Annotated in this window: 20 protein-coding genes; 6 read left to right on the top strand and 14 right to left on the bottom strand. The window is 66.1% G+C overall.

Features of this window, described 5'->3' with window-relative positions:
* Positions 1 to 15 precede the first annotated feature (15 nt).
* Together BM190_RS02880 and BM190_RS02875 are read left to right on the top strand one after the other, a co-directional pair.
* Positions 16 to 474, top strand: coding sequence for an ester cyclase (locus BM190_RS02880; RefSeq protein WP_092251733.1), 459 nt, complete (start codon positions 16 to 18; stop codon positions 472 to 474).
* Between the two features lie 29 nt (positions 475 to 503).
* The gene (locus tag BM190_RS02875) at positions 504 to 995 is read left to right on the top strand and encodes a DUF3237 domain-containing protein (RefSeq protein WP_092251731.1); all 492 of its coding nucleotides are present in this window, start codon (positions 504 to 506) and stop codon (positions 993 to 995) included.
* 51 nt (positions 996 to 1,046) lie between these two features.
* Here the strand turns inward: BM190_RS02875 and BM190_RS02870 are convergent, their stop codons facing one another.
* Positions 1,047 to 1,697, bottom strand: a complete 651-nt coding sequence (locus BM190_RS02870; RefSeq protein WP_018320826.1) for a S24 family peptidase — start codon at positions 1,695 to 1,697, stop codon at positions 1,047 to 1,049.
* Between the two features lie 319 nt (positions 1,698 to 2,016).
* Between BM190_RS02870 and BM190_RS02865 the strand changes: the two genes are divergently transcribed.
* Together BM190_RS02865 and BM190_RS02860 are read left to right on the top strand one after the other, a co-directional pair.
* Positions 2,017 to 2,361, top strand: a complete 345-nt coding sequence (locus BM190_RS02865) for a DUF952 domain-containing protein (RefSeq protein ID WP_018320827.1) — start codon at positions 2,017 to 2,019, stop codon at positions 2,359 to 2,361.
* Entirely contained in the window at positions 2,358 to 3,455 is a 1,098-nt protein-coding gene (locus BM190_RS02860; protein WP_092251729.1) for a quinone-dependent dihydroorotate dehydrogenase, read from the top strand. The genes BM190_RS02865 and BM190_RS02860 overlap by 4 nt, the downstream gene beginning before the upstream one ends.
* A gap of 47 nt (positions 3,456 to 3,502) precedes the next feature.
* On the opposite strand, the gene BM190_RS02855 is transcribed toward BM190_RS02860, so the two are convergent.
* The 5 genes from BM190_RS02855 to BM190_RS02835 all read right to left on the bottom strand — a co-directional run bounded on the left by BM190_RS02855 (position 3,503) and on the right by BM190_RS02835 (position 9,108).
* Positions 3,503 to 4,828 (bottom strand): MATE family efflux transporter, encoded by a 1,326-nt coding sequence (locus BM190_RS02855; protein WP_092251727.1) that lies wholly within the window; start codon positions 4,826 to 4,828, stop codon positions 3,503 to 3,505.
* A 3-nt stretch (positions 4,829 to 4,831) separates the two neighbouring features.
* Positions 4,832 to 5,566: an MBL fold metallo-hydrolase gene (locus BM190_RS02850; RefSeq protein WP_092251725.1), complete on the bottom strand. Its 735-nt coding sequence runs from the start codon at positions 5,564 to 5,566 to the stop codon at positions 4,832 to 4,834.
* Between the two features lie 21 nt (positions 5,567 to 5,587).
* The gene (locus BM190_RS02845) at positions 5,588 to 5,893 is read right to left on the bottom strand and encodes a DUF6460 domain-containing protein (RefSeq protein ID WP_018320831.1); all 306 of its coding nucleotides are present in this window, start codon (positions 5,891 to 5,893) and stop codon (positions 5,588 to 5,590) included.
* 306 nt (positions 5,894 to 6,199) lie between these two features.
* A complete protein-coding gene (locus BM190_RS02840) occupies positions 6,200 to 8,074 on the bottom strand; it encodes an ATP-dependent DNA ligase (protein ID WP_092251723.1) in 1,875 nt (624 codons plus the stop codon).
* Positions 8,071 to 9,108 (bottom strand): ligase-associated DNA damage response exonuclease, encoded by a 1,038-nt coding sequence (locus tag BM190_RS02835; RefSeq protein ID WP_092251979.1) that lies wholly within the window; start codon positions 9,106 to 9,108, stop codon positions 8,071 to 8,073. Before BM190_RS02835 ends, BM190_RS02840 begins: the two co-directional genes overlap by 4 nt.
* A 131-nt stretch (positions 9,109 to 9,239) precedes the next feature.
* On the opposite strand from BM190_RS02835, the gene BM190_RS02830 reads away from it, so the two are divergent.
* Positions 9,240 to 10,166, top strand: a complete 927-nt coding sequence (locus tag BM190_RS02830; RefSeq protein ID WP_092251722.1) for a class I SAM-dependent DNA methyltransferase — start codon at positions 9,240 to 9,242, stop codon at positions 10,164 to 10,166.
* A 115-nt stretch (positions 10,167 to 10,281) separates the two neighbouring features.
* Complete coding sequence (locus BM190_RS02825; RefSeq protein ID WP_092251721.1) at positions 10,282 to 11,511, top strand: ABC transporter substrate-binding protein; 1,230 nt, start codon at positions 10,282 to 10,284, stop codon at positions 11,509 to 11,511.
* A 73-nt stretch (positions 11,512 to 11,584) separates the two neighbouring features.
* Here the strand turns inward: BM190_RS02825 and BM190_RS02820 are convergent, their stop codons facing one another.
* From BM190_RS02820 to BM190_RS02785, 8 genes are all read right to left on the bottom strand, one after another.
* Positions 11,585 to 12,436: an amidohydrolase family protein gene (locus BM190_RS02820; RefSeq protein WP_092251720.1), complete on the bottom strand. Its 852-nt coding sequence runs from the start codon at positions 12,434 to 12,436 to the stop codon at positions 11,585 to 11,587.
* Positions 12,437 to 12,439: 3 nt separating this feature from the next.
* Complete coding sequence (locus BM190_RS02815; RefSeq protein WP_092251719.1) at positions 12,440 to 13,417, bottom strand: aldo/keto reductase; 978 nt, start codon at positions 13,415 to 13,417, stop codon at positions 12,440 to 12,442.
* 102 nt (positions 13,418 to 13,519) lie between these two features.
* Positions 13,520 to 14,452, bottom strand: a complete 933-nt coding sequence (locus tag BM190_RS02810) for a sugar-binding protein (RefSeq protein WP_038973213.1) — start codon at positions 14,450 to 14,452, stop codon at positions 13,520 to 13,522.
* Between the two features lie 95 nt (positions 14,453 to 14,547).
* Positions 14,548 to 15,630 (bottom strand): ABC transporter permease, encoded by a 1,083-nt coding sequence (locus BM190_RS02805; protein WP_018320839.1) that lies wholly within the window; start codon positions 15,628 to 15,630, stop codon positions 14,548 to 14,550.
* Positions 15,630 to 16,388 (bottom strand): ATP-binding cassette domain-containing protein, encoded by a 759-nt coding sequence (locus BM190_RS02800; protein WP_092251718.1) that lies wholly within the window; start codon positions 16,386 to 16,388, stop codon positions 15,630 to 15,632. The genes BM190_RS02805 and BM190_RS02800 overlap by 1 nt, the downstream gene beginning before the upstream one ends.
* Before the next feature lie 12 nt (positions 16,389 to 16,400).
* On the bottom strand, positions 16,401 to 17,723 hold the full coding sequence (xylA, locus tag BM190_RS02795) for a xylose isomerase (protein ID WP_092251717.1): 1,323 nt from the start codon (positions 17,721 to 17,723) through the stop codon (positions 16,401 to 16,403).
* Positions 17,724 to 19,178, bottom strand: a complete 1,455-nt coding sequence (gene xylB, locus BM190_RS02790) for a xylulokinase (RefSeq protein ID WP_092251716.1) — start codon at positions 19,176 to 19,178, stop codon at positions 17,724 to 17,726.
* 80 nt (positions 19,179 to 19,258) lie between these two features.
* The gene (locus tag BM190_RS02785) at positions 19,259 to 20,314 is read right to left on the bottom strand and encodes a LacI family DNA-binding transcriptional regulator (RefSeq protein ID WP_092251715.1); all 1,056 of its coding nucleotides are present in this window, start codon (positions 20,312 to 20,314) and stop codon (positions 19,259 to 19,261) included.
* Positions 20,315 to 20,363 lie beyond the last annotated feature (49 nt).

Genomic DNA, 20,363 nt, shown 5'->3' with positions numbered 1-20,363 from the left:
ATTGTCGAGGTAGCCATGGACGGCAAACGCATGTTCGAGCTGGCGGAAGGGCTGGCGATCGCGAAGAGCCGGCAGGATGTCGCTGCGGCGCTGGAGGTTCTGCATCCCGACATGGTGCTGGAGACGCCGGCCTTCGGCACGAGGGCGCAGGGTCTTGCCGAAAACAAGCGCATCCTGACAAGCTTTTTCAAGTCCTTCCCGGACTATCACGTCACCCTCGACGGCCACGCCAATTCCGCCGGCACGCTGGTCTGCTGGGGCACCGCGCGGATGACGATGACGGGGGATCGCTTCGGGGCCGTGCCGAACGGCCGTCGCGCCGAGCTGCCGGTGTTCATCGCCTTCGCCTTTCGCGACGACAAGATCGCGTATGAGCGCTTCGTCTTCGATCTCTCCGAGCTCTGCGCCCAATCCGGCGTCTCGACCGACGCGGTCAGGCGCAAGCTGTTCGGCGAAGCGACGCAGGCGGCGTAACTCCATCCACGCAACAGGAGCGTCAGATCATGGCCGATCCCCGCATCAAGCCCGTCGGTGACCTCGCGACCAGACTTCTCTTCGACATCGTTGTCGACCTCGATCCGCGCCTTAATTTCGGCGCCGGGCCGGTCGGGCAGCGCGTGCTGTTCGGGGCGGCCAAGGGCTCGTTCGAAGGCCCGCGCCTGCGCGGCGAGGTGCTGCGGGGCGGCGGCGACTGGGCCTTGTTCCGCGCCGATGGCACCATGACGCTCGATGTCCGCCTGTCGCTGCGGACGCATGATGGCGAGCTGATCTACATGACCTATGGCGGCCGCTGGGTGACGCCGCAGGCTTTGCGCGCTGAGATGGCGGATCCCGCGCGACGCACCAAGGTCGATCCCGCCGGATATTACTTCCGTACCAATCCGCTGTTCGAGACCGGCTCGCAGACCTACGCCTGGGTCAATGACATCGTCTGTGTCGGCAAGGGTTATCTCGTCGAGGGCGCCGTCGCCTACAAGGTCTTCGAGGTGCTGTGAGAGCTTCCGTGGATCCGTTGAGTACGTTGCACGTGAGCAGTCCCCTCGCCTTCACTGGCTCGCCCACATGATGCGCGCCATCCACGCCACATCGCTCGCCGCCATGGTGCGCCCGGCCTGCGACGCATCGAGCGATTGAAGCTCCAGCGCCTTCGCGGTGCGGCGCCCCAGCGTCGCGACCATCACCTCGCCCGCCCTGGTCTTCACCACCACGCGATCGCCTTTGCGGATCGGTGCGCCGGGTGAGACCAGGATGAGGTCGCCGTCGCGATAGGCGGGTAGCAGCGCATCGCCGGAAATCTCCAGCGCAAAGGTGTGGCTGTCCTCGGTGGGAAGCGCGATTTCGGTCCAGCCCTTGCCGGATGGAAAGCCGGCCTCATCGAAAGCGCCGCTCGCGCCGGCCAGCGCGAAGCCGAGCAGCGGTACCGAGCGGCCGTCGCCGGCGTCATCGTCGATCAGCCGCGCAAAGCTCTCGATCGAGGACTCGGCCGCGGCCAGCGCCTTTGCGATCGATTCGGTCGAGGGCCAGCGCTCGCGGCCGTCGGAGGTGACGCGCTTGGACCTGTTGAAGGTGGTGGGATCGAGCCCGGCGCGCTTGGCAAGACCGGACGGCGACAGACCGGCGCGCGCCGCCAACCGATCCAGGGCGACCCAGATCTGGTCGTGCGTCAGTATCCTCTGCGCTTTGGCCTGCCTGACCATGCAAGGTCCAGCCCGTCGCAACTCAGGAAAACTATCCTCAAATCAACCGGTTTTCCGTTTTTCGCGCAAGAGGCAGCGGGGCAGCCGCCCTCAAGCGAAATGGATACCGGCTGGCCCCAGGAAAACGCCGCAAGAAAACGCGCCAAAACAGGAATTTAGAGACCCGTTCCGATTTCATCGGAGCGGAATAGGCTCTAAGCCTTGAGTTCGGAAGGGGCGGCCTTTACGGTCGCGCCCGGGTTTCGGGGGCCCGCACGCGGCGAAAAAACCCAAGAAACTCAAAGAGCTGACTCAAAGAGCAAACAGGGCTGCGCAAGCGGTGGTCAAGATCTACAAAATCTGTCCGGCCTCGGCCTGGCGTGAGGCGGAACGGCAGGGTGTCTACCGGGGCAGCGCGGACGATGCGCGCGACGGCTTCATCCATTTCTCGACCGCTGCTCAGGTTCCCGAGACCTTGCGCAAGCACTATGTCGGACAGCGCGCGCTGTTCCTGGTCGAGGTCGACGGCGACGCGCTCGGCAGCGAATTGCGCTGGGAGCGCTCGCGCAATGACGAGCTGTTTCCACATCTCTATGGCGAGCTCGACCTCGGCGCGGTGCTGTCGGTGATGAACCTCAACATCCGCTCGGACGGCGGCCACGACACTCCGGAGCTGCTGCCGTGATCCGCGCTTTCGACGCCTTTTCGCTGCCGGTGCTGCGCTGGCTCGATCCGGAAGACGCCCATCGCCTCGCGATCCAGGGCCTGCGCTTCCTGCCGCCGGTCAAGCCGCGCGCTGACGATCCCAAGCTTGCGATGCGCGCTTTCGGGCTCAACTTTCCCAATCCGATCGGCATGGCCGCGGGCTTCGACAAGAGCGCCGAGGTGCCGGACGCGTTGCTGCGGCTCGGCTTCGGCTTCGTCGAGATCGGCTCGGTGACGCCGAGGCCGCAGAGCGGCAATCCGCGGCCGCGGCTGTTTCGTTTGGAGCGCGATGAGGCCGTCATCAACCGCATGGGTTTCAATAATGACGGGGCGGACGTCGCCTTGCGCCGGCTCGCCGCGCGCGCGCAGCATGGCGGCATCGTCGGCGTCAATGTCGGCGCCAACAAGGATTCGCCGGACCGCGTCGCCGATTACGTCAAGCTGATCGAGACCTTTGCGCCGGTCGCGAGCTATTTCACCGTCAACGTCTCCTCGCCGAACACGCCGGGCCTGCGCAATTTGCAGGAAGGCGCCCTGCTCGACGATCTCCTGGCCAGGGTGATCGACGCGCGCGAGCGTGTGCGTCAGAAGGCCGGCGACACGCCGGTGCTGCTCAAGATCGCGCCGGATCTGAGCCTCGCCCAGCTCGACGACGTCGTGCAGGTGGCGCGCTCGCGCCGGGTCGACGGCATGATCGTGTCGAACACGACGATCGCGCGGCCGAGCACGCTGCGGGAGGGGATGCGCGCCAAGGAGCAAGGCGGCCTGTCCGGCCGGCCGCTGTTCCGCCTGTCGACGCGCATGGTCGCGGAGACCTATGTGCGCGTCGAAGGAGCGTTCCCGCTGATCGGCGTCGGCGGCGTGGATTCGGGCGGTGCCGCGCTGACCAAGATCCGTGCCGGCGCGAGCCTGATCCAGCTCTATTCGTCGCTGATCTACAAGGGCCTCGGCCTCGTCGACGAGATCAAGCGCGACCTCACCTCGACGCTGCTCCGCACCGGCCGGGATTCGCTGTCCGAGATCGTTGGCGCCGATGCGGCGACGCTCACAGCGGAAGACTGGCCGGGGATGTAGGAAAGTCTCGTGCCCCGAACGCAGTCATCGTCCGGGCTACGGTTCTTCTACGATTTCGAAAACGTCGCCCTGAACTGCGCGGGATAGCGTGCGGCCTGCAAGCCGCCGCGCGAGAGGTAGGAGGCCATCAGCGCCGACCACAGCCCGGCATTGCCGAGCGATTGCAGCGCCCACCAGGCGGCGAGGAAGATCAGCAGCGAAGCCAGCATCAGATTGCGCATCTCGCGCGCCCAGGTCGCGCCGATATAGATGCCGTCGAAGCCGAAGGCGAACACGCCGGGGATGGGCACGAGCACGACGAACGGCAGGAATTCGCGCGCGGCACGGCGGACGTCGTCACTCGCCGTCATGAAATCGATCAAGGCGGGCCCGAACAGCGCGAACAGTCCCGACACCACCAGCGCGAAGCCGAGCCCCCATAGCAGCACCAGCCGGGTCGAATCCGCAAAGCCCTTTGCATCGCGCGCGCCAACGGCGCGGCCGCAGAGCTGCTGCGCTGCGTTGGCGAGACCGTCAAGGAAGAAAGCGCTGACCAGCAGGAAATTGTTGAGCACGGAGTTGGCGGCCAGCGTGACGTCGCCGGCCTGCGCGCCCTTGGCGGTGAAGAACAGGAATACGGCGATCAGCGCCGCAGTGCGGATCAGGATGTCGGTGTTCACCGCCAGCATCCGCAACAGCTTGTCGCGGTCGAGCAGGGTCGCGTACGGCACGGCGAAGCCGCCATCGGCATAATGGCGGCAGACGATCACGCCGAGGGCGAACCCGACCGCTTCCGACAACAGCGCGGCGATCGCGGCACCGGCGATGCCGGAGTCGTAGACCAGCACCAGCAGGATCGTCGCCGCCATGTTGACGAGGTTGATGACGACCTGAAGCATCAAGGCCGAACTGGCGCGCGCCTGGCCGATCAGCCAGCCGAGGATGACGTAATTGGCGAGCGCGAACGGCGACGACCAGATCCGGACCTTGAAGTAGGTCTTCGCGGCCTGCGTCACACCTTCGCTGCCGCCCATGAGGTCGAACAGCGCGGCGGCCAGCGGCAGTTGCAGCACGATCAGCGCGGCGCCGATCAGGCCGGCAACGATGAAGCCGCGCGCCAGGATCGCGGTCGGCTCGCGCGTGTCGCCCGCGCCCAGCGATTGCGCGGTGAAGGCGAGCGTGCTCATCCGCAGGAAGCCGAACAGCCAGAACAGGCAGTCGAAGATCACCGAGGCCATCGCGACGCCGCCAAGCAGCGCGGCATCGTCGAGGCGGCCGATCGCCGTGGTCGAGACAATGCCGATCAGTGGCGTGGTCAGGTTCGCGACCATCGCCGGCCCGGCGATGGCGAACACTTCACGTGTGCTGACTTTGGGATGGACGGGCGCGTGCATGGTTCAGAACACGACGACCATGCCGTCCTCGGCCGCCATATGGGGCAGCGTGTCGAGGCGCGACAGCATGTCGTCGCTCATATGGGTGAGGACGAGCCGCTTGGCGCCGATGTCGGGCAGATGCTGTTCCAAGGTCTTCAGGCTGAGATGGTTCTTCACCACCTTCTCGTACATATAGGCCTCGGCAATGAAAAGATCCGCGCCATGCGCCAGCGGAATGAGCGTCTCCGTCCATTCGGTATCGGCGCTATAGGCGAGTGTGCGGCCCTCGGCCTCGACGCGGTAGGCGAGGAAGGGGCCGCCGGATTCGCCGTGCACGACCGGATAGGGCGTCACCGTCACGGCACCGAAAGTCCGGTTTTGCTCGGGCGAGAGCTCGACGACGGAGAGCTCGAAGCGCTGCTTCGTCTTTGAGGAATGCTCGAACAACACATCCATCACCTCGCCGAGCCGCGTCTCGATGCCTTGCGGGCCCGCGATCGTCAGCGGCCGCGTCCGCCGCGAGAATTGCGCGTCGAGCAGGACAAACGGCAGCCCGGCAAAATGATCACCGTGGAAATGCGTGATCAGGATGAGATCGATGTCCTCGCACGCGATCTCGAGCCGCTTCAGCGCCGGCAGAGCCGACGCACCGCAGTCGATCAGGAAGTTGGCCTCGCGCCCCGAGACATGGAAGCAGGTATTGAGCCTGCCGCCGGAGCCGAAAGCATCGCCGCAGCCGACAAAACGCAATTGCATCGGCTGCGGACCTTCAAAATCTCACCGGCCGCGCGGCGTGCCGAACACGCGCGAGAGCAGCCAGATCGGGATCACGATGACTGCGCCGAGCAGGAAGTAGCGCCACAGCCAGTTGATGGTGTCGAAGCCGAGATCCCAGAGACGCTGGAACAAGAGGCGAATGCTGGTGAGGATGTTCCAGGGATCGAAGCCGATCGCGGCGAGCACGACGCCGACCAGGATCGAGAGCAGGACCAGGCGAAACGCGACCGCCAGCGGCGAGCCGCCGAGAAAGCGGTTCAGCCCGTCGTTGCGGCCGGCCGGCAAATCTCTGACGTCTTGGACCATCTCAAACTCCTGTAGGCGGATTCGACCCATTACAGGGCACGGCGAGGCACATGGGGAACCCGTGACGGACCGTCAATCGGGTTACGGGAGTTTAATTCGGGTAGCCTCGGTTTGGGAGCGCTGCCGGCCGCGGGCGCCAACCTCTCCCGCTTGCGGGAGAGGTCGCGCCGAAGGCGCGGGTGAGGGCTTTCTCCTCTAGGGGATTGTCCCATCGCGGAGACAGCCCTCTCCCCAACCCTCTCCCGCAGGCGGGAGAGGGAGCGCATCTCCGCCTCGGCGACAATCGAGCGCTCTCATAAAACGCACTCACATCTCAATCTCCGCCGCCTCCGCCTTCAGCATCCTCTCCAGCGTCTCCAGCCGATCGGCCTCGCGCGGCGGCTTGTCCCAGCGCAGGCGGCTGATGCGGGGGAAGCGCATGGCGACGCCGGATTTATGGCGCGGCGACCGCTGCAGGCCCTCGAACGCCACCTCCAGAACCAAGCCCTTGTCGCCCTCATGCACGACGTGGCGGACGGGGCCGAACTTTTCCGTGGTATTACGGCGGACGAAGCGGTCGATCTGCAAGAGCTCCTCGTCGGTGAAGCCAAAATAGGCCTTGCCGACCGGCACCAGCTCGTCGCCGCCCTCGCCCGCGGTCCAGACGCCGAAGGTGTAGTCGGAATAATAGGACGAGCGCTTGCCGTGGCCGCGCTGCGCATACATCAGCACGGCATCGATGATGTGCGGATCGCGTTTCCACTTCCACCACTGGCCCTTCGGCCGGCCCGGCAAATACGGCGCATCGCGTCGCTTCAGCATCACGCCTTCGACGGCGTCCGCGTCTTCGCCGGCACCGGCGCTTGCGGGATCGGCGCGTGCGGCGGTGAGCGCGTCCCAGCTTGAGAAGGCAACGGTGGGCGACAGATCGATGCGGGGATCGTCGAGCTTCCTCACGAACGTCTCCAACCGCTCGCGCCGTTCCGCGAACGGCAGCTCGCGCAAATCGTTCTCGTCGTCGCCGAGCAGATCGTAAGCGCGCAGGTGAATCGGAAATTCCTTGATCAGCTTTGGCGAGACAACCTTGCGATTCAGCCGCTGCTGCAGGACGTTGAAGCTCTGCACACGGCCCTCGCGCAGGATTAAGAGCTCTCCGTCGATCGCGCCGGGCAGGCGCAGCGACGGCACGAGATCGGGAAAGCTCCCCGTGATGTCCTCGCTGGTGCGTGAATAGAGCCGCGCCGTGATGTGGCCGCGATCATCGCGGCCTGCCACCGCCTGCACGCGGATGCCGTCCCATTTCCATTCGGCGATGTAGTCGGCGGGATCGAGGCTTTGGAAATCGCTGTCCTCGATCGCATGCGCCAGCATCACGGGCCGGAACGGCGCGGGATCGCGGTTGACCGGCTTTTCGGCACGGCCTTCCAGCCATGCGAACAGGTCGAGATAGGGTGGCGCAAGGCCAGGCCAGATCAGCTCGACCTCATGCGGATCCTTGTCGCCGAGCGCGGCCGCCGCCGTTTTCGCCAGTCGCGCGGAGATACCAATCCGAAGCGCGCCCGTGACGAGTTTCAGCAGCGCCCAGCGGCCGGTCTCATCAAGCTCGTCGAGCCAGCGCTCGAGCTGCTTCGGCAGCTCGGTCTTGCCGAGCGTGCGCAACGTGGTGACGACCTCGGTCAGAGTCGGCGGCGGCGGGTTGTTGTGGTTGCGGGCGTGAGGGGACTCATCAGCATCTCGCCCGCGGGACCCCCCTCCCTGACCCTCCCCCACAAGTGGGGAGGGAACGGAGAGGCTCGTGCGTCCCTCACTTTGGAAATCGCTGAGAGATGTTGTGCTCGCTGACAACGCCGCACTGCGCTGCGCTCCCTCCCCCCTTGTGGGGGAGGGCGGGGGAGAGGGGTGGCCCGGAAAAGACTGCGAATTGTTTTGCGCCTTCGGCCACATCAGCGCCACCGTCTCCGAGAGATCGCCGACATAGTCGTAGCTCAAACCGAACAGCACCGGATCGGTGCGCGCGGCGATGAGATCGCGGATCAGGGCGGGCTTGGCGTGCTTGAAGCTGAGCGCGCCGGTGAGCGCGGCCAGCGCGTAGCCGCGGTCGGGGTCTCCAACCTCGCGGAAATAGCCGGTGAGCAGCCGCAGCTTGTTGTTGCGGCCGGGCTCGTAGGCGAGACGGTCCAGGAGTTCGGCGAAGCGGTTCATGCTTCGGCCTCGTCTGTGGCCGGTGTCTCGCTCTCCTCCTCGTCGCCATAGCCGACGAGATCGAGCGGCTGCGCGCGCAGGCCCCTGCTCTGGCACCAATGCACCAGCGCATCTTCCTGGCCGTGCGTGACCCAGATCTCGCCGGCGCCGGTCGCGGCGATGGTGGCGGTGAGGCCGTCCCAGTCAGCATGATCGGAGATCACCAGCGGCAGCTCGATGCCACGCTGCCGCGCCCGGGCGCGCACGCGCATCCAGCCCGATGCGAACGCGGTGACGGGATCGGGAAACCGCCGCGTCCAGAGATCGGAAGTGGCCGAGGGCGGCGCCAGCGTGATGGTGCCGGCGAGCGCCGCCTTCTTCACGCCCTTCACTGGCCTGAGCTCGCCGAGATCGATGCCCCGGCTCTGGTAGTACTCGGTGATCTTCTCCATCGCGCCATGCAGATAGATCGGGGCGTCATAGCCGGCCGCGCGCAGCAGCGCGATCACGCGCTGGGCCTTGCCGAGCGAATAGGCGCCGACGAGATGCGCGCGCTCCGGAAACAGCGTGACCGAGGCGAGCAGCTTATTCACCTCGTCGCTCGCATCGCCATGCCGGAATACCGGCAACCCGAACGTCGCCTCGGTGATGAAGACGTCGCAGGGCACCAGCTCGAACGGCGTGCAGGTCGGATCGGGCGCGTCCTTGTAGTCGCCGGAAGCGACGATGCAGGTGTCCTTGCAGGTCACCGCGATCTGCGCCGATCCCAGCACGTGGCCGGCCGGGTGGAATTTCACGCAGACGTCGCCGAGCCGGATCTCCTCGCCATAGTTGATGGCTTGCGTCGATCCGGCAAAATTCTCGCCGTAGCGCAGCCGCATCATGTCCAGCGTTTCCTGCGTCGCCAGCACCGCACCATGGCCGGCGCGGGCATGGTCGGAATGGCCGTGGGTGATCACGGCCCGCTCGACCGGGCGGACGGGGTCGATATGGAAGCCGCCGGGCTTGCAGCACAGGCCGGCAGCAACTGGCAGCAGGATGTCTTGGGGGCGCATGGTGGTCATATAGGAAGCGAGCGCCTCCAATTCACCCGTCATGCGCGGACTTGACCCGCGCCTCCATCCACTTAAACAGTTGCTTTTTTGATGGATTGCCGGCGAGCCGGCACGACGAGTGTTGGTTCCCAATGCCCCTCCGCCTGTTCCAGACCTCCGGCGATCTCATGGCCGACCGCCGCTTCGAGTTCGCGCGCGACCTCCAGCTCAAGGGCGACCTGCCCGCCGCCGCTGACCTCATAGAGCAGGCGATCGAGCTTGCGCCGAACTTCACCTCGGCCTGGTTCACGCTCGGCGAGATCCGTCAGCAGCTCGGCGAGCGCGACAAGGCGATCGAGGCTTTCCGCAAGGCGCGCGATTCCGATCCTGATGACCAGCACGGCGCCGGCCTGCATCTGATGCGGCTCGGCGACGCCGAGATGTCGGAGATGCCCAAGGCTTACGTGCAGGCGCTGTTCGATCAATACGCGCCACGCTTCGAGCATGCGCTGATCAACGATCTCGGCTACCGCGCCCCCGCATTGATCTTCAAGGCGGTGCTGGCCGCGCGCGTCGCGGCGAAGAAGCCAGCCTTCTTCAAGCGCACCATCGATCTCGGCTGCGGCACCGGCCTCGCGGCCGCCGCCTTCGCCAAACAGGTCGACCATTTCATCGGCATTGATCTGTCGCCCGGCATGATCAAGGAGGCGCGCGCCATCAACCTCTATGCCGAGCTCGAAGTCGCCGACATGATCGACGGCCTGCGCAGCAAGGACGACGGATGCGCGAACCTCGTCGTCGCTGCGGATGCGTTCGTCTATCTCTCCGATCTCGCGCCGGTGCTGAGCGAAGCCAGGCGCGTGCTCGTATGCGGCGGCGTGCTCGCCTTCACGCTGGAGACGCATGACGGCAGCGGCATCGTTCTCGGCGAAGGCCTGCGTTATGCCCATTCGGCGGAATATGTGCGCGGCGCGATCGCCAAGGCCGGGCTCAAGCTGCTGACGCTGGAGCCGGCCTCGCCTCGGATCGAGAACAACGAGCCGGTGCGCGGCCTTGTGATCGTTGCCGAAAAAACTTGAGTTTAGGCGCTAACGCCCCGTGATTTGAGCGTCATTGCGTCGCAAAGCCGTGACTTCCCACTTGCGAGCCGCGCGGCCCTGCCAGCACAATGCGGGCATTAGGGAGAAAACAACAATGACCAAAAATCCATCGCGGCGCGATTTCAGCGCCGCCGCGCTCGCCACCATCGCCGCATCGACCTTGCCCGCGCCTTACGTCTGGGCTGCGGAGAAGAAATACGATGCCGGCGCCAGCGACACCGAGATCAAGATCGGCCAGACCGTGCCGCATTCCGGCCCCGGCTCGCTCTACGGCGTGCTCGGGCGCATCGGCGAGGCCTATTTCCAGATGCTGAACGAGAAGGGCGGCATCAACGGGCGCAAGGTCAAGTTTCTCACCATGGACGATGCCTATAGCGCCCCGAAATGCGTCGAGGCGACGCGGCGCCTGGTCGAGCAGGAGGAAGTGCTCGCGCTGTACGGCTCGCTCGGCACCGCGCCGCAGACCGCCGTGCACAAATACCTGAACTCCAAGGGCGTGCCGCAGCTGCTGCTCAACACCGGCGCGTCGAAGTGGAATAACCCGAAAGAGTTCAAATGGACGATGGCGGGCCTGCCACTCTATCCGACCGAGGCGCGCATCCTGGCGCGGCACGTCGTCAGCGTGAAGCCGAATGCCAAGATCGGCATCCTCTACCAGAACGACGACTTTGGCCGCGACTTCCTCGGTCCCTTCAAGAAAGTTTTGGAGGACGCCGGCGGCACCGCAAAGGTGATCATGGAGCAGACCTACGATCTCACCGAGCCGACCGTCGATTCCCAGCTCATCAACCTCTCGAAGTCGGGCGCCGACGTCTTCTACAACATCTCGACCGGCAAGGCGTCGTCGCAGTCGATCCGCAAGGTCGCCGAGCTCGGCTGGAAGCCGCTGCAGCTTCTTTCCGCCGGCTCGACCGGCCGCTCGATCCTCAATGCCGCGGGCCTCGAGAATGCCACCGGCATCGTCGCCATCCGCTACAACAAGGAGGTCGGCCTGCCCAAATGGGAGAAGGACCCCGACGTGATGGCGTTCGAGGAATTGCGCAAGAAATACACGCCGGCCATCGACCCCGACAACACCATCGCCTTCGCCGGCTATGGACAAGCCGTGACCATGGGCGAGATCCTGCGTCGCTGCGGCGACGACCTCACCCGCGCCAACGTGCTGAAGCAAGCCTCGACGCTGGCGGGCTTCCACTCGCCCTACTTCCTCGACGGCGTTACCTACAGCTACACGCCCGGGGACTACACGCCGATGAAGACGCTCTTCATCTCCACCTTCACCGGCAAGGACTGGGACATCTCCGACAAGCCAATGTCGGAGTAAGCTGGGGCGCACGCCGCTGCTTCCCCTCTCCTGCTTTGCCAGGAGAGGCAGGAAGCAAGAGCGCGCTCAGACGCTAAGGCGCGATCGCCAGCCGATACGCCCGCGTCGCATTCGCACCAAAAGCCTTGTCCCGCAGCTGCGGGCCAAGCCGCGCCAGACAGGCTTCCAGCGCGCTCTTGATCTCGCCATAGCTCCCCGCAAGCAGGCACACCGGCCAGTCCGAGCCGAAGATCAGCCTGTCTTCGCCAAAACACCTCGCGGCGTGCGCGACGAACGGAAACAGGCGTTCCGCATCCCAGTCGTTCCAGACCGCTTCGGTCGCGAGCCCGGAGATCTTGCACCAGACATTGCCGCAAGCTCCAAGCGCGGCGATGCGATCGGCCCACTCGGCGCTGCCGCCGTCGGCGATCGGCGGTTTGGCCGCGTGGTCGAGCACGAACCGCGCTTGCGGAAAGGCCTGAGCGGTTGCGATCGCCGACGGCAGCTCGCGGGCGCGGACGAGGAAATCGTAGGTGAGGTCGCGGGCGAACAATGCGGTGAGGCCGCGCTGGACGTCCTCGCGCAGCAGCCAATCGGGATCGGCTTCATCGTGGACCTGGTGGCGAATGCCGACCAGCTTGCCGCCGCCGGGTGAAGCGCGAAGCCGATCAAGCGTTTCGCCAAGCGTACCATCCGTCAGATCAGCCCAGCCGACCACACCAACGACGAAGGGATTTTCGTGCGCAATGCGCAAGAATTCCTCGGTCTCCTCCAGCGCGGAGCGGCATTGCACCACGATGCTGGCGCCGATGCCGTTCGCTTTCAACAGCGGGGCGAGATCGGCCGGACCGAAGGCACGGCGGATCGGCGCCAGCTCGTCCGCTGCCATCCAGGGATAATCGGCGCGCGCCGGATCCCAGAAGTGCTGATGGGCGTCGATGATCATGCCTTACGCCCCGCCCGGCAGCGGCGAGCGCGCATCGACGAGGTTCCGTGCCCGCAGCTCCTGCCAGAACGCGCCCGGCACCGCACTCTCCGACATCGCGATGTTGTCGGAAACTTCCGCCGCGTTGCGCGCGCCCATCACGGCGACCGTGACGGCCGGATGCGCCATGCAGAACTGGAGCGCGGCGGCTTTCAGCTCGGTGCCATGCTTGCGGCAGAGCGCGTCGAGCTCCAGCGCTCGCGCCACCAGCGTTGCGTCGGCGTCCTGATAATTGAACTTCGCACTGGTGTGCGGATTGGCCAAAATGCCGCTGTTGTAGATGCCGCCGAGCAGGATGCCGATGTTCTTGGCGGTGCACAGCGGAAACAACGCGTCCAGCGCCCCCTGGTCGAGCAGCGTGTAGCGCCCGGCCAGCAGGAAGCAGTCGACCGGCACGGCCTCGGCGAAACGGACCTGCATCTCCGACTGGTTCATGCCGGCGCCGATCGCCTTGACGGTGCCGTCCTCGCGCAAGCGCTGGAGCGCGCGAAAGGCACCATTGACCGCCTCGTCATAGTGATCGTCGGGATCGTGCACCAGGAGGACGTCGACACGGTCGAGCCCAAGGCGACCCAGGCTCTCCTCCACCGATCGCAGCACGCCGTCATGACTGAAATCGAACACGGGCCGCTCGCGCGGCGTACCCTTATAGTGCTCGTCCTCGGCGGCGCCGCCATCTGGCGCGCGCAGCAGGCGGCCGACCTTGGTCGAGATGGCGTAAGACTCGCGCTTCTGCTGTCGCAGGAAGGCCCCTAATCGCCGCTCGGCGAGGCCGAAGCCGTAGAGCGGCGCCGTATCGAAGAAGCGCACCCCAAGCGACCAGGCGCGCGCGATCGTCGCTTCCGCATCGGCATCGCTGACCGGGCTGAACAATCCGCCGAGCGGGGCGGAACCGAGACCGATTGAAGTGACGTCGAGCGAGCCGAGCCGCGACCGTTTCATTCCCATTGCCTTGTCTTCATTCCAACAGTCCAGATCATCTCCCCCGCTTGCAAAAATCGCAAGCGGGGGAGGCATGCAGGAGCGCGGGGCTGGCGGACGCTCCTACTTCAACATCTGCGCGACGTTGTCCTTGGTGACGAGGTCGAGGCCGGTGTAGACGATCTCCGGCACCTTCTCGCCCTTCTTGATGGCGAGCAGCGTGTCCATCGCCTTCTCGCCCATCTCGAACGGACGCTGGCCGACCAGCGCGTTGGCATAGCCGTCGCGCAGCAGCTCGAGCTGCATCTTCAGCGTGTCGGCGACGACAAGCGTGAACTTGCCGGAATCGATGTCCTTCTTGTTCCTCGACGCGAAGGCCTTGAAGCCTTCAGGGGCGAACATCGGCCAGCCGCCGATCGGAACGATCGCGGCGAGATCCGGCGTTGCGGTGCGCATATCCGTCATCTGCTGAACCGCGAGTGCCGGATCGTCGTTGCAGAAGGTCGGAGAGCCCGCGACCTCCGTCCATTTCGAGCCCTTCAGCGCCTCGCGCACGCCGTCTACACGCTCGGCGAGGTTCTTGGCGCCGGGGCCGCCCGAGACCATGGCGTATTTGCCGCCATCGGGCCGCATCTTCACGAGCTGCTTGCCGAGCGCGACGCCGAACTCCTTGTTGTTGGTCCCGATATAGGCGATGCGCTTGGAGCCCGGCGCATCGGCATCGAAGGTGATGACCGGGATGCCGGCGGCCGTCGCCGCCTCGATCGACTTGGTCATGGCCGCGACGTCGGCGACCGAGATGGCGAGACCATCGACCTTCTGCGTGACGAAGTCCTGGATGATCTGGGCCTGCGTCGCCGGCTCATGCTCGACCGGTCCCTTGTAGATGCACTCGATATTGCCGAGCTCCTTGGCGCGTTTCAGGCAGCCGTCACGCGCGAAGTCGAAGAACGGATTGTTCATCGCCTTGGGCACGATGACGAATCGGTAGTTCGCGGCCAACGCCGGCGTTGCCATCATTGCGACGGCGATGCCGGCAAGAAGAAGTTTCCTCATTGTCTCCTCCACCCTTCTCTGGTGCCCATCCTCTTTGAAACGTCCGGGAAGCGGACAGGCGGCATCTTCGTTGTTTTCCCGGAACCACGTCACCTTCAGCTCATCCGCGAGCGGATGCGGTCGACCAGCACGGCCAGGATGATGATCACGCCTACCAGCGTCTGCTGCCAGTAGGAGGAGACCTGCGCCAGCACGAGGCCATTGCGGATCACTTCCAGCAGCACGCAGCCGACGATGGCCCCGAGCGGACCGCCGATGCCGCCGGCGAGGTTCGCGCCGCCGATCACGGCCGCCGCGATCACGTTGAGTTCGTAGGACGTCGCCATGTTGGCGGGCGCCGATCCGAGCCAGCCGGAGATGATGATGCCCTGGAGGCCTGCGGCGAGGGCGCAGATCACATAGACCTCGATCTTCACCCGCACGACCGGGATGCCGGTCAATTCGGCGGCCTTCTCGTTGCCGCCGAGTGCGAAGACGTGGCGGCCGAACGAGGTGTGATGCAGGACCACGGCCATCGTCAGTGCGAGGATCACGAGATAAATGAAAGGCACGGGCACGCCGAGCACGTCGCCCGAGGTGAGCGCGTAGAAACGATCGGCATCGGGTCCGCCCGGAAAGCTGCCGCGGCCGTTGGAGACGACATAGCCGAGCCCGCGCACGATCGAGAGCATGCCGAGCGTGGTGACGAAGGGCGACAGGCCGAGCACGGCGATGCAGAAGCCGTTGACGAGGCCGGCGATCAGCGCGACGCCGAGGCCGGCGAGGATCGAGATCAGCAGGATCAGGCCCGGCACGTTGGCAATTACGGTCTTGCCGTCGGCCGCCAGATGCACGAACAGCGCGCCCGCCGGCGAGCCGGGCGCCGACAGCTCGGTCATCACCATCGAGGTGATCATGGCCGAGAAGCACATCATCGATCCCACCGACAGATCGATGCCGCCGGTGATGATGACGAAGGTGACGCCGAGCGTCGCAATGGCGATGAAGGAAAAATTCTTCGCCACGTTCTGCATATTGCCTTCGGTGAAGAAATAGGGGCTGGCGAAATGCATGATCACCAGCAGCACCGCGAGCGCGAGCAGCACGTAACCGGTCTGGGAGGCGAAGATGCCGCGCTGCCACCATCTGATCCGGCCGACATTGGTGAAGCTGATCGGGGATTCCATGGGCATGGCCATCACGCCGCCTCCTTCGCGCCGGTGATGAGCGCGGTGACTTCCTCTGGCGAGGTCTGGTGGATCGGCTTGTCGGCCCGCTTCTCGCCGCGGCGCATGACGATGACGCGGTCGCAGACCGCGAACACGTCCGGCATGCGGTGCGAGATCAGCATCACGGCGACACCCTGCTCCTTGAGCCGGTGGATCAGGCCGAGCACCTGCTCGACCTGGCGCACCGAGATCGCGGCGGTCGGCTCGTCCATCATCACCAGCCGCGCATTGGAGAGCCGCGTCCGCGCGATCGCCACCGCCTGGCGCTGGCCGCCCGACATCTGCTTGACGAGGTCGTCGGGGCGCGTCTCCGAGCGCAGCTCGCCGAACAGCTCCAGCGCGCGCGCCGCCATAGCCCTGTGGTCGAGCAATGCGATGGGTCCGAACCTGCGCTTCAGCTCGCGGCCGAGGAACACGTTGGCCGCCGCCGTGAGATTGTCCGATAGCGCGAGGTCCTGGTAGACGACCTCGATGCCGACGGCACGGGCATCGACCGGCCGGTTGAAATGAACCGCGTTGCCGGCAAAGCGGATCTCGCCGTGGCTGGGGCGGAAATTGCCGGCGATGATCTTGACCAGCGTCGACTTGCCGGCACCGTTGTCGCCCATCAGGCCGACCACCTCGCCCGGCATGACCTGCATGTCGACGCCATGCAGCGCGCGGATCGCGCCGAACTCCTTGCCGATGCCGGTCAGCTCGAGGACCGGTGTCGCGTCAGCGTTTGCCATCAGCAGCCTCGCTCAGACATAGCGGTTGACCAGGGATTCCAGATATTCCTGCCGGCCCGAGCGCGGCTGCGGGTCGAAGCCGGGACGGAGCGCGCGATCGGCGAGATCGGCGAGCGAACGCTGACCGCCGAGAATGGCCCGGCCCTCAGTGCCGGCCCATCCCTCGTATCGCTCGGTGAGCGGCGCCGTGAGGGCGCCGGCATCGAGCATGTCGGCGGCGGCGAGGAACGCGCGCGCGCAGGCATCCATCGAGCCGACATGGGCGTGGATCAGATCGTCCGGGTCGATCGACTGCCGCCGGATCTTGGCGTCGAAATTGAGCCCGCCGGTGGTGAAGCCGCCGCGGTTCAGGATCTCGTGAAACACCAGCGCCAGCTCCGGGACGTTCATCGCGAACTGGTCGGTATCCCAGCCGAGCAGATCGTCGCCGCGGTTGACGTCGAGCGAGCCGAACACGCCGAGCGCCTCGGCCAGCGCGACCTCATGGTGGAAGGAGTGACCGGCGAGGATGGCGTGGTTCTGCTCGATGTTGAGCTTGACGTCCTTCAAGAGGTCATAGCGCGCAAGGAAGCCGTAGCAGGTGGCGACGTCGAAATCATATTGATGCTTGGTCGGCTCCTTGGGCTTCGGCTCGATCAGGATCGGCCCCTTGAAGCCGATCTTGTGCTTGTGCTCGACCACCAGCGAGATGAAGCGGCCGAGCTGGTCGAGCTCGCGCTTGAGATCGGTGTTGAGCAGCGTCTCATAGCCCTCACGCCCGCCCCACAGCACGTAGTTCTGGCCGCCGAGCCGGTGCGTCACCTCCAGCGCGGCGCGGACCTGGCCGGCGGCATAGGTGAATATCTCCGGGTCCGGATTGGTCGCCGCGCCCGCCATGTAGCGGCGATGCGTGAACAGATTGGCGGTGCCCCAGAGCAGGCGCACCTTGCTCGCGGCCATCTTCGCTTCGAACAGATCGGCAATCGCATTGAGATTGGCGACGGACTCGGCGAGCGAAGCGCCCTCCGGCGCTGCATCGACGTCGTGGAAGGTGAAGTAGGGCACGTCGAGCAGGCGAAACAGCTCGAAGGCGATATCGGCCTTGGCCCGCGCCTGCGCCATCGCGTCACCACCCTGGTGCCACGGCCTCAGGAACGTCTCACCGCCGAAGGGATCGCCGCCCGGCCAGCAGAACGAATGCCAATAGCAGACCGCAAAGCGCAAATGATCCTCAAGCCTGCGGCCGTGTACGAGGCGATCCTTGTCGTACCAGCGGAACGCGGGCGCCTGTCCCGCATCCTTGCCGGCGAAGGCGACAGGAGCATTTGCATCGAAGAATTTGGCTGACGCGTTCACTTAAGGAGACTCCTTCAATGCGGGATAAAGCTCGCGCCATCGCCGATAAGCCTCGTCATAGGCTTCCGTGACGGATGCGCGGGGCGTGAAGCTCGCGAGCCGCCGCGGGCGGGTGCAGACCGCTGCGGGTCTCTCGCCGGTCACAGCGAGCCGGCCCAGCCTGGAGGCACCGAGGGCCGCCCCCACCTCGCCTTCCTCGACGCGGTGCACGGGAATGCCGAGCACGTCGGCACAGATCTGCGCCCACAGCGGGGAGCGCGAGCCGCCACCGACGAGATCGAGCGCGGCAACAGGTCCGCTCGCCGCGCTCAGCGCCGCCAGATTGTCGCGCGCGGCGAAGGCGACGCCTTCGAGCACGGCCTGAACGATCTGCGCTCGCCCGGTCGCACCGCGCAGGCCGACGAAGGCGCCGCTGGCTGCGGCATCGTTGTGCGGCGTGCGCTCGCCGTCGAGATAGGGCAGGAATCTGATCGGGCTCGGCGCATCGACGCGCTCGCCGAGCGGCGCCAGCAGCGCTGCGGCCGGGGTCTCCATCACACCGGCGAGCCAGGCCAGCGAGGCCGCCGCCGAGAGCATCACGCCCATCTGGTGCCAGAGGCCGGGCAGCGCGTGGCAGAACGCATGCACCGCCGTTTCAGGCGCCGGCGCGAAGCGATCGGTGACGCGGAACACCACGCCGGACGTTCCCAGCGACAGGAATGCATCGCCCGGCGCGATCGCGCCGAGCCCGATCGCGCTCGCGGCATTGTCGCCGGCGCCTCCGGCGACAACGACGTCTTTCGCCATGCCCCAGCGCTGCGTGAATTCCGGCGCGAGCATCGCGCTGACCGCGCTGCCCTCGACGAGGCGCGGCATGTGGTGAAGATCGAGGCCCGTGGCATGCAGCAACAGCGGCGACCAGCGGCGCAGACCGACATCGAGCCACAGCGTGCCGGCCGCATCCGACATATCCTCGATCATCTCGCCGGTCAGGCGATAGCGTACATAGGCCTTCGGCAGCAGCACCTTTGCGACGCGCGCGAAGATTTTTGGCTCATGCCGCGCGACCCACAACAGCTTCGGGGCGGTGAAACCGGGCATAGCGAGATTGCCGGCAATCGCATGCAGCGAGGGGCACCGCTGCTCTAGCACGGCGCATTCGGCCTGCGAGCGGCCGTCGTTCCAGAGGATCGCCGGACGCAGCGGCCGTCCATCCTCGTCGAGCAACGTCGCGCCATGCATCTGGCCCGACAGGCCGATGCCGCGGACCCGCGCCACCTCGCGCTGATGGCGGGCGGCGAGATCGTCGACCGCACCGATGGCAGCATCGAGCCAGGAATCGGGATCCTGCTCGGACCACAGCGGCGCCGGATGCGACAGCGCGAGCTCGCGCGCCGCCGTCGCGAGGATCGCGCCGGCTTCGCTCACGAGCACCGCTTTCACGCCGGACGTGCCGATGTCCAGTCCGAGATACAAATCGTCCTCCTCTTACCCTTTTGCGAGGCGCGATCTTGACGTCACGCTCTCCGCCACGGCCGTTCGATATCCACCTGCCGCTAAGGCAGATTGTCCCGCATCACGATGTCGATCCTGATCTTCTCCTGCTCGCGCAAGATCGGCTCGCCGCGGGCGAGTGCGAGCAGCACGCGCACGGCGGCGCGCGCTTCGTGTCCGGGGTTTTGCGAGATCGCGGCATCCATCACGCCCTGCAGCAGCAGCCGGCGGGTCAGCACGGTGACGTCATGACCGACAAACACGACCTTGTCGCGGCCGGCATCGCTCAACGCCTTGTCACTCAAGGCCTTGGCGACGCCCTGGGTGCCGGCGCCGACGTTATAGAGGCCGACAATGTCGGTATGCTTGCCGAGCAGCCGCGCCAGCACCTGTTCCGACCGATCGTCCTCGTCGCGCCCTTCCAGCACCGGCAGCACGCTGAGAGCAGGGAATTCCGACGCCATCACCTGGTTGAAGCCGAAGATGCGCTCGGCATGGTCGCGCAGGCCCTGCGAGCCCGCGACGATCGCGACCTTGCCGGACCTTTGGCCGGCCAGCCGCCCGACCAGCGCGCCGGCGGTGCGGCCCGCGGCAATGTTGTCGATGCCGACATAATGGTGGCGGCGCGACGACGGCACGTCCGAAACCAGCGTCACCACCTTGGTGCCGGCATCGACGAGATCGTTGATCGCGGCGCGGACGCCCGGATGATCCAGCGCCACCACGGCGACGCCGTCGTAATCGCCCGACAGCGTCTCCAATGAGGCCGCGAGCACGGAGGGGTCAAACACGTCGGTCGCGACCATCTCGACGCTGAGCCGGCGGGCCGACAGCCAGGCGGACATCTCGCCGAGATAGGCCTCGATCTGCTGCATGAATGGGTTAGGCCCCGAGGGCATCATGAAGGCAAAGCGGCGGGCGCGGCCACGGGCAAGCTCGGCGGCGGCGACATGGGGCTGGAACGCGTTGCGCTCAATGGCCGCCTGGACGCGCCGCACCGTGTCCGGCCGCACCCCCGGGCGGTTGTGCAGCACGCGATCGACCGTCGCCAGGCTAACGCCCGCCTCGCGGGCGATGTCCTTCAGCGTCAGCGCGGTCGCGGTGAGGGTCTCGGCCATCGCTGAAGGTTAGCAGAGGTGTTTTGAGGTACGCAACTCATTTTGAGGG

This window comes from Bradyrhizobium sp. Rc3b (genome assembly GCF_900114915.1).
GTDB lineage: Bacteria > Pseudomonadota > Alphaproteobacteria > Rhizobiales > Xanthobacteraceae > Bradyrhizobium.
The sequence above is the reverse complement of the archived record's forward strand: the minus strand, read 5'-3'. Positions and strand labels throughout refer to the sequence as shown.

Excerpts from the sequence above, each read along its gene's own strand:
- BM190_RS02880 (WP_092251733.1), top strand. The coding sequence starts at position 16 with ATGGACGGCAAACGCATGTTCGAGCTGGCGGAAGGGCTGGCGATCGCG.
- BM190_RS02875 (WP_092251731.1), top strand. The coding sequence starts at position 504 with ATGGCCGATCCCCGCATCAAGCCCGTCGGTGACCTCGCGACCAGACTT.
- BM190_RS02870 (WP_018320826.1), bottom strand. The coding sequence starts at position 1,697 with ATGGTCAGGCAGGCCAAAGCGCAGAGGATACTGACGCACGACCAGATC.
- BM190_RS02855 (WP_092251727.1), bottom strand. The coding sequence starts at position 4,828 with ATGCACGCGCCCGTCCATCCCAAAGTCAGCACACGTGAAGTGTTCGCC.
- BM190_RS02850 (WP_092251725.1), bottom strand. The coding sequence starts at position 5,566 with ATGCAATTGCGTTTTGTCGGCTGCGGCGATGCTTTCGGCTCCGGCGGC.
- BM190_RS02845 (WP_018320831.1), bottom strand. The coding sequence starts at position 5,893 with ATGGTCCAAGACGTCAGAGATTTGCCGGCCGGCCGCAACGACGGGCTG.
- BM190_RS02840 (WP_092251723.1), bottom strand. The coding sequence starts at position 8,074 with ATGAACCGCTTCGCCGAACTCCTGGACCGTCTCGCCTACGAGCCCGGC.
- BM190_RS02835 (WP_092251979.1), bottom strand. The coding sequence starts at position 9,108 with ATGCGCCCCCAAGACATCCTGCTGCCAGTTGCTGCCGGCCTGTGCTGC.
- BM190_RS02830 (WP_092251722.1), top strand. The coding sequence starts at position 9,240 with ATGCCCCTCCGCCTGTTCCAGACCTCCGGCGATCTCATGGCCGACCGC.
- BM190_RS02825 (WP_092251721.1), top strand. The coding sequence starts at position 10,282 with ATGACCAAAAATCCATCGCGGCGCGATTTCAGCGCCGCCGCGCTCGCC.
- BM190_RS02820 (WP_092251720.1), bottom strand. The coding sequence starts at position 12,436 with ATGATCATCGACGCCCATCAGCACTTCTGGGATCCGGCGCGCGCCGAT.
- BM190_RS02815 (WP_092251719.1), bottom strand. The coding sequence starts at position 13,417 with ATGAAACGGTCGCGGCTCGGCTCGCTCGACGTCACTTCAATCGGTCTC.
- BM190_RS02810 (WP_038973213.1), bottom strand. The coding sequence starts at position 14,452 with ATGAGGAAACTTCTTCTTGCCGGCATCGCCGTCGCAATGATGGCAACG.
- BM190_RS02805 (WP_018320839.1), bottom strand. The coding sequence starts at position 15,630 with ATGGCCATGCCCATGGAATCCCCGATCAGCTTCACCAATGTCGGCCGG.
- BM190_RS02800 (WP_092251718.1), bottom strand. The coding sequence starts at position 16,388 with ATGGCAAACGCTGACGCGACACCGGTCCTCGAGCTGACCGGCATCGGC.
- BM190_RS02785 (WP_092251715.1), bottom strand. The coding sequence starts at position 20,314 with ATGGCCGAGACCCTCACCGCGACCGCGCTGACGCTGAAGGACATCGCC.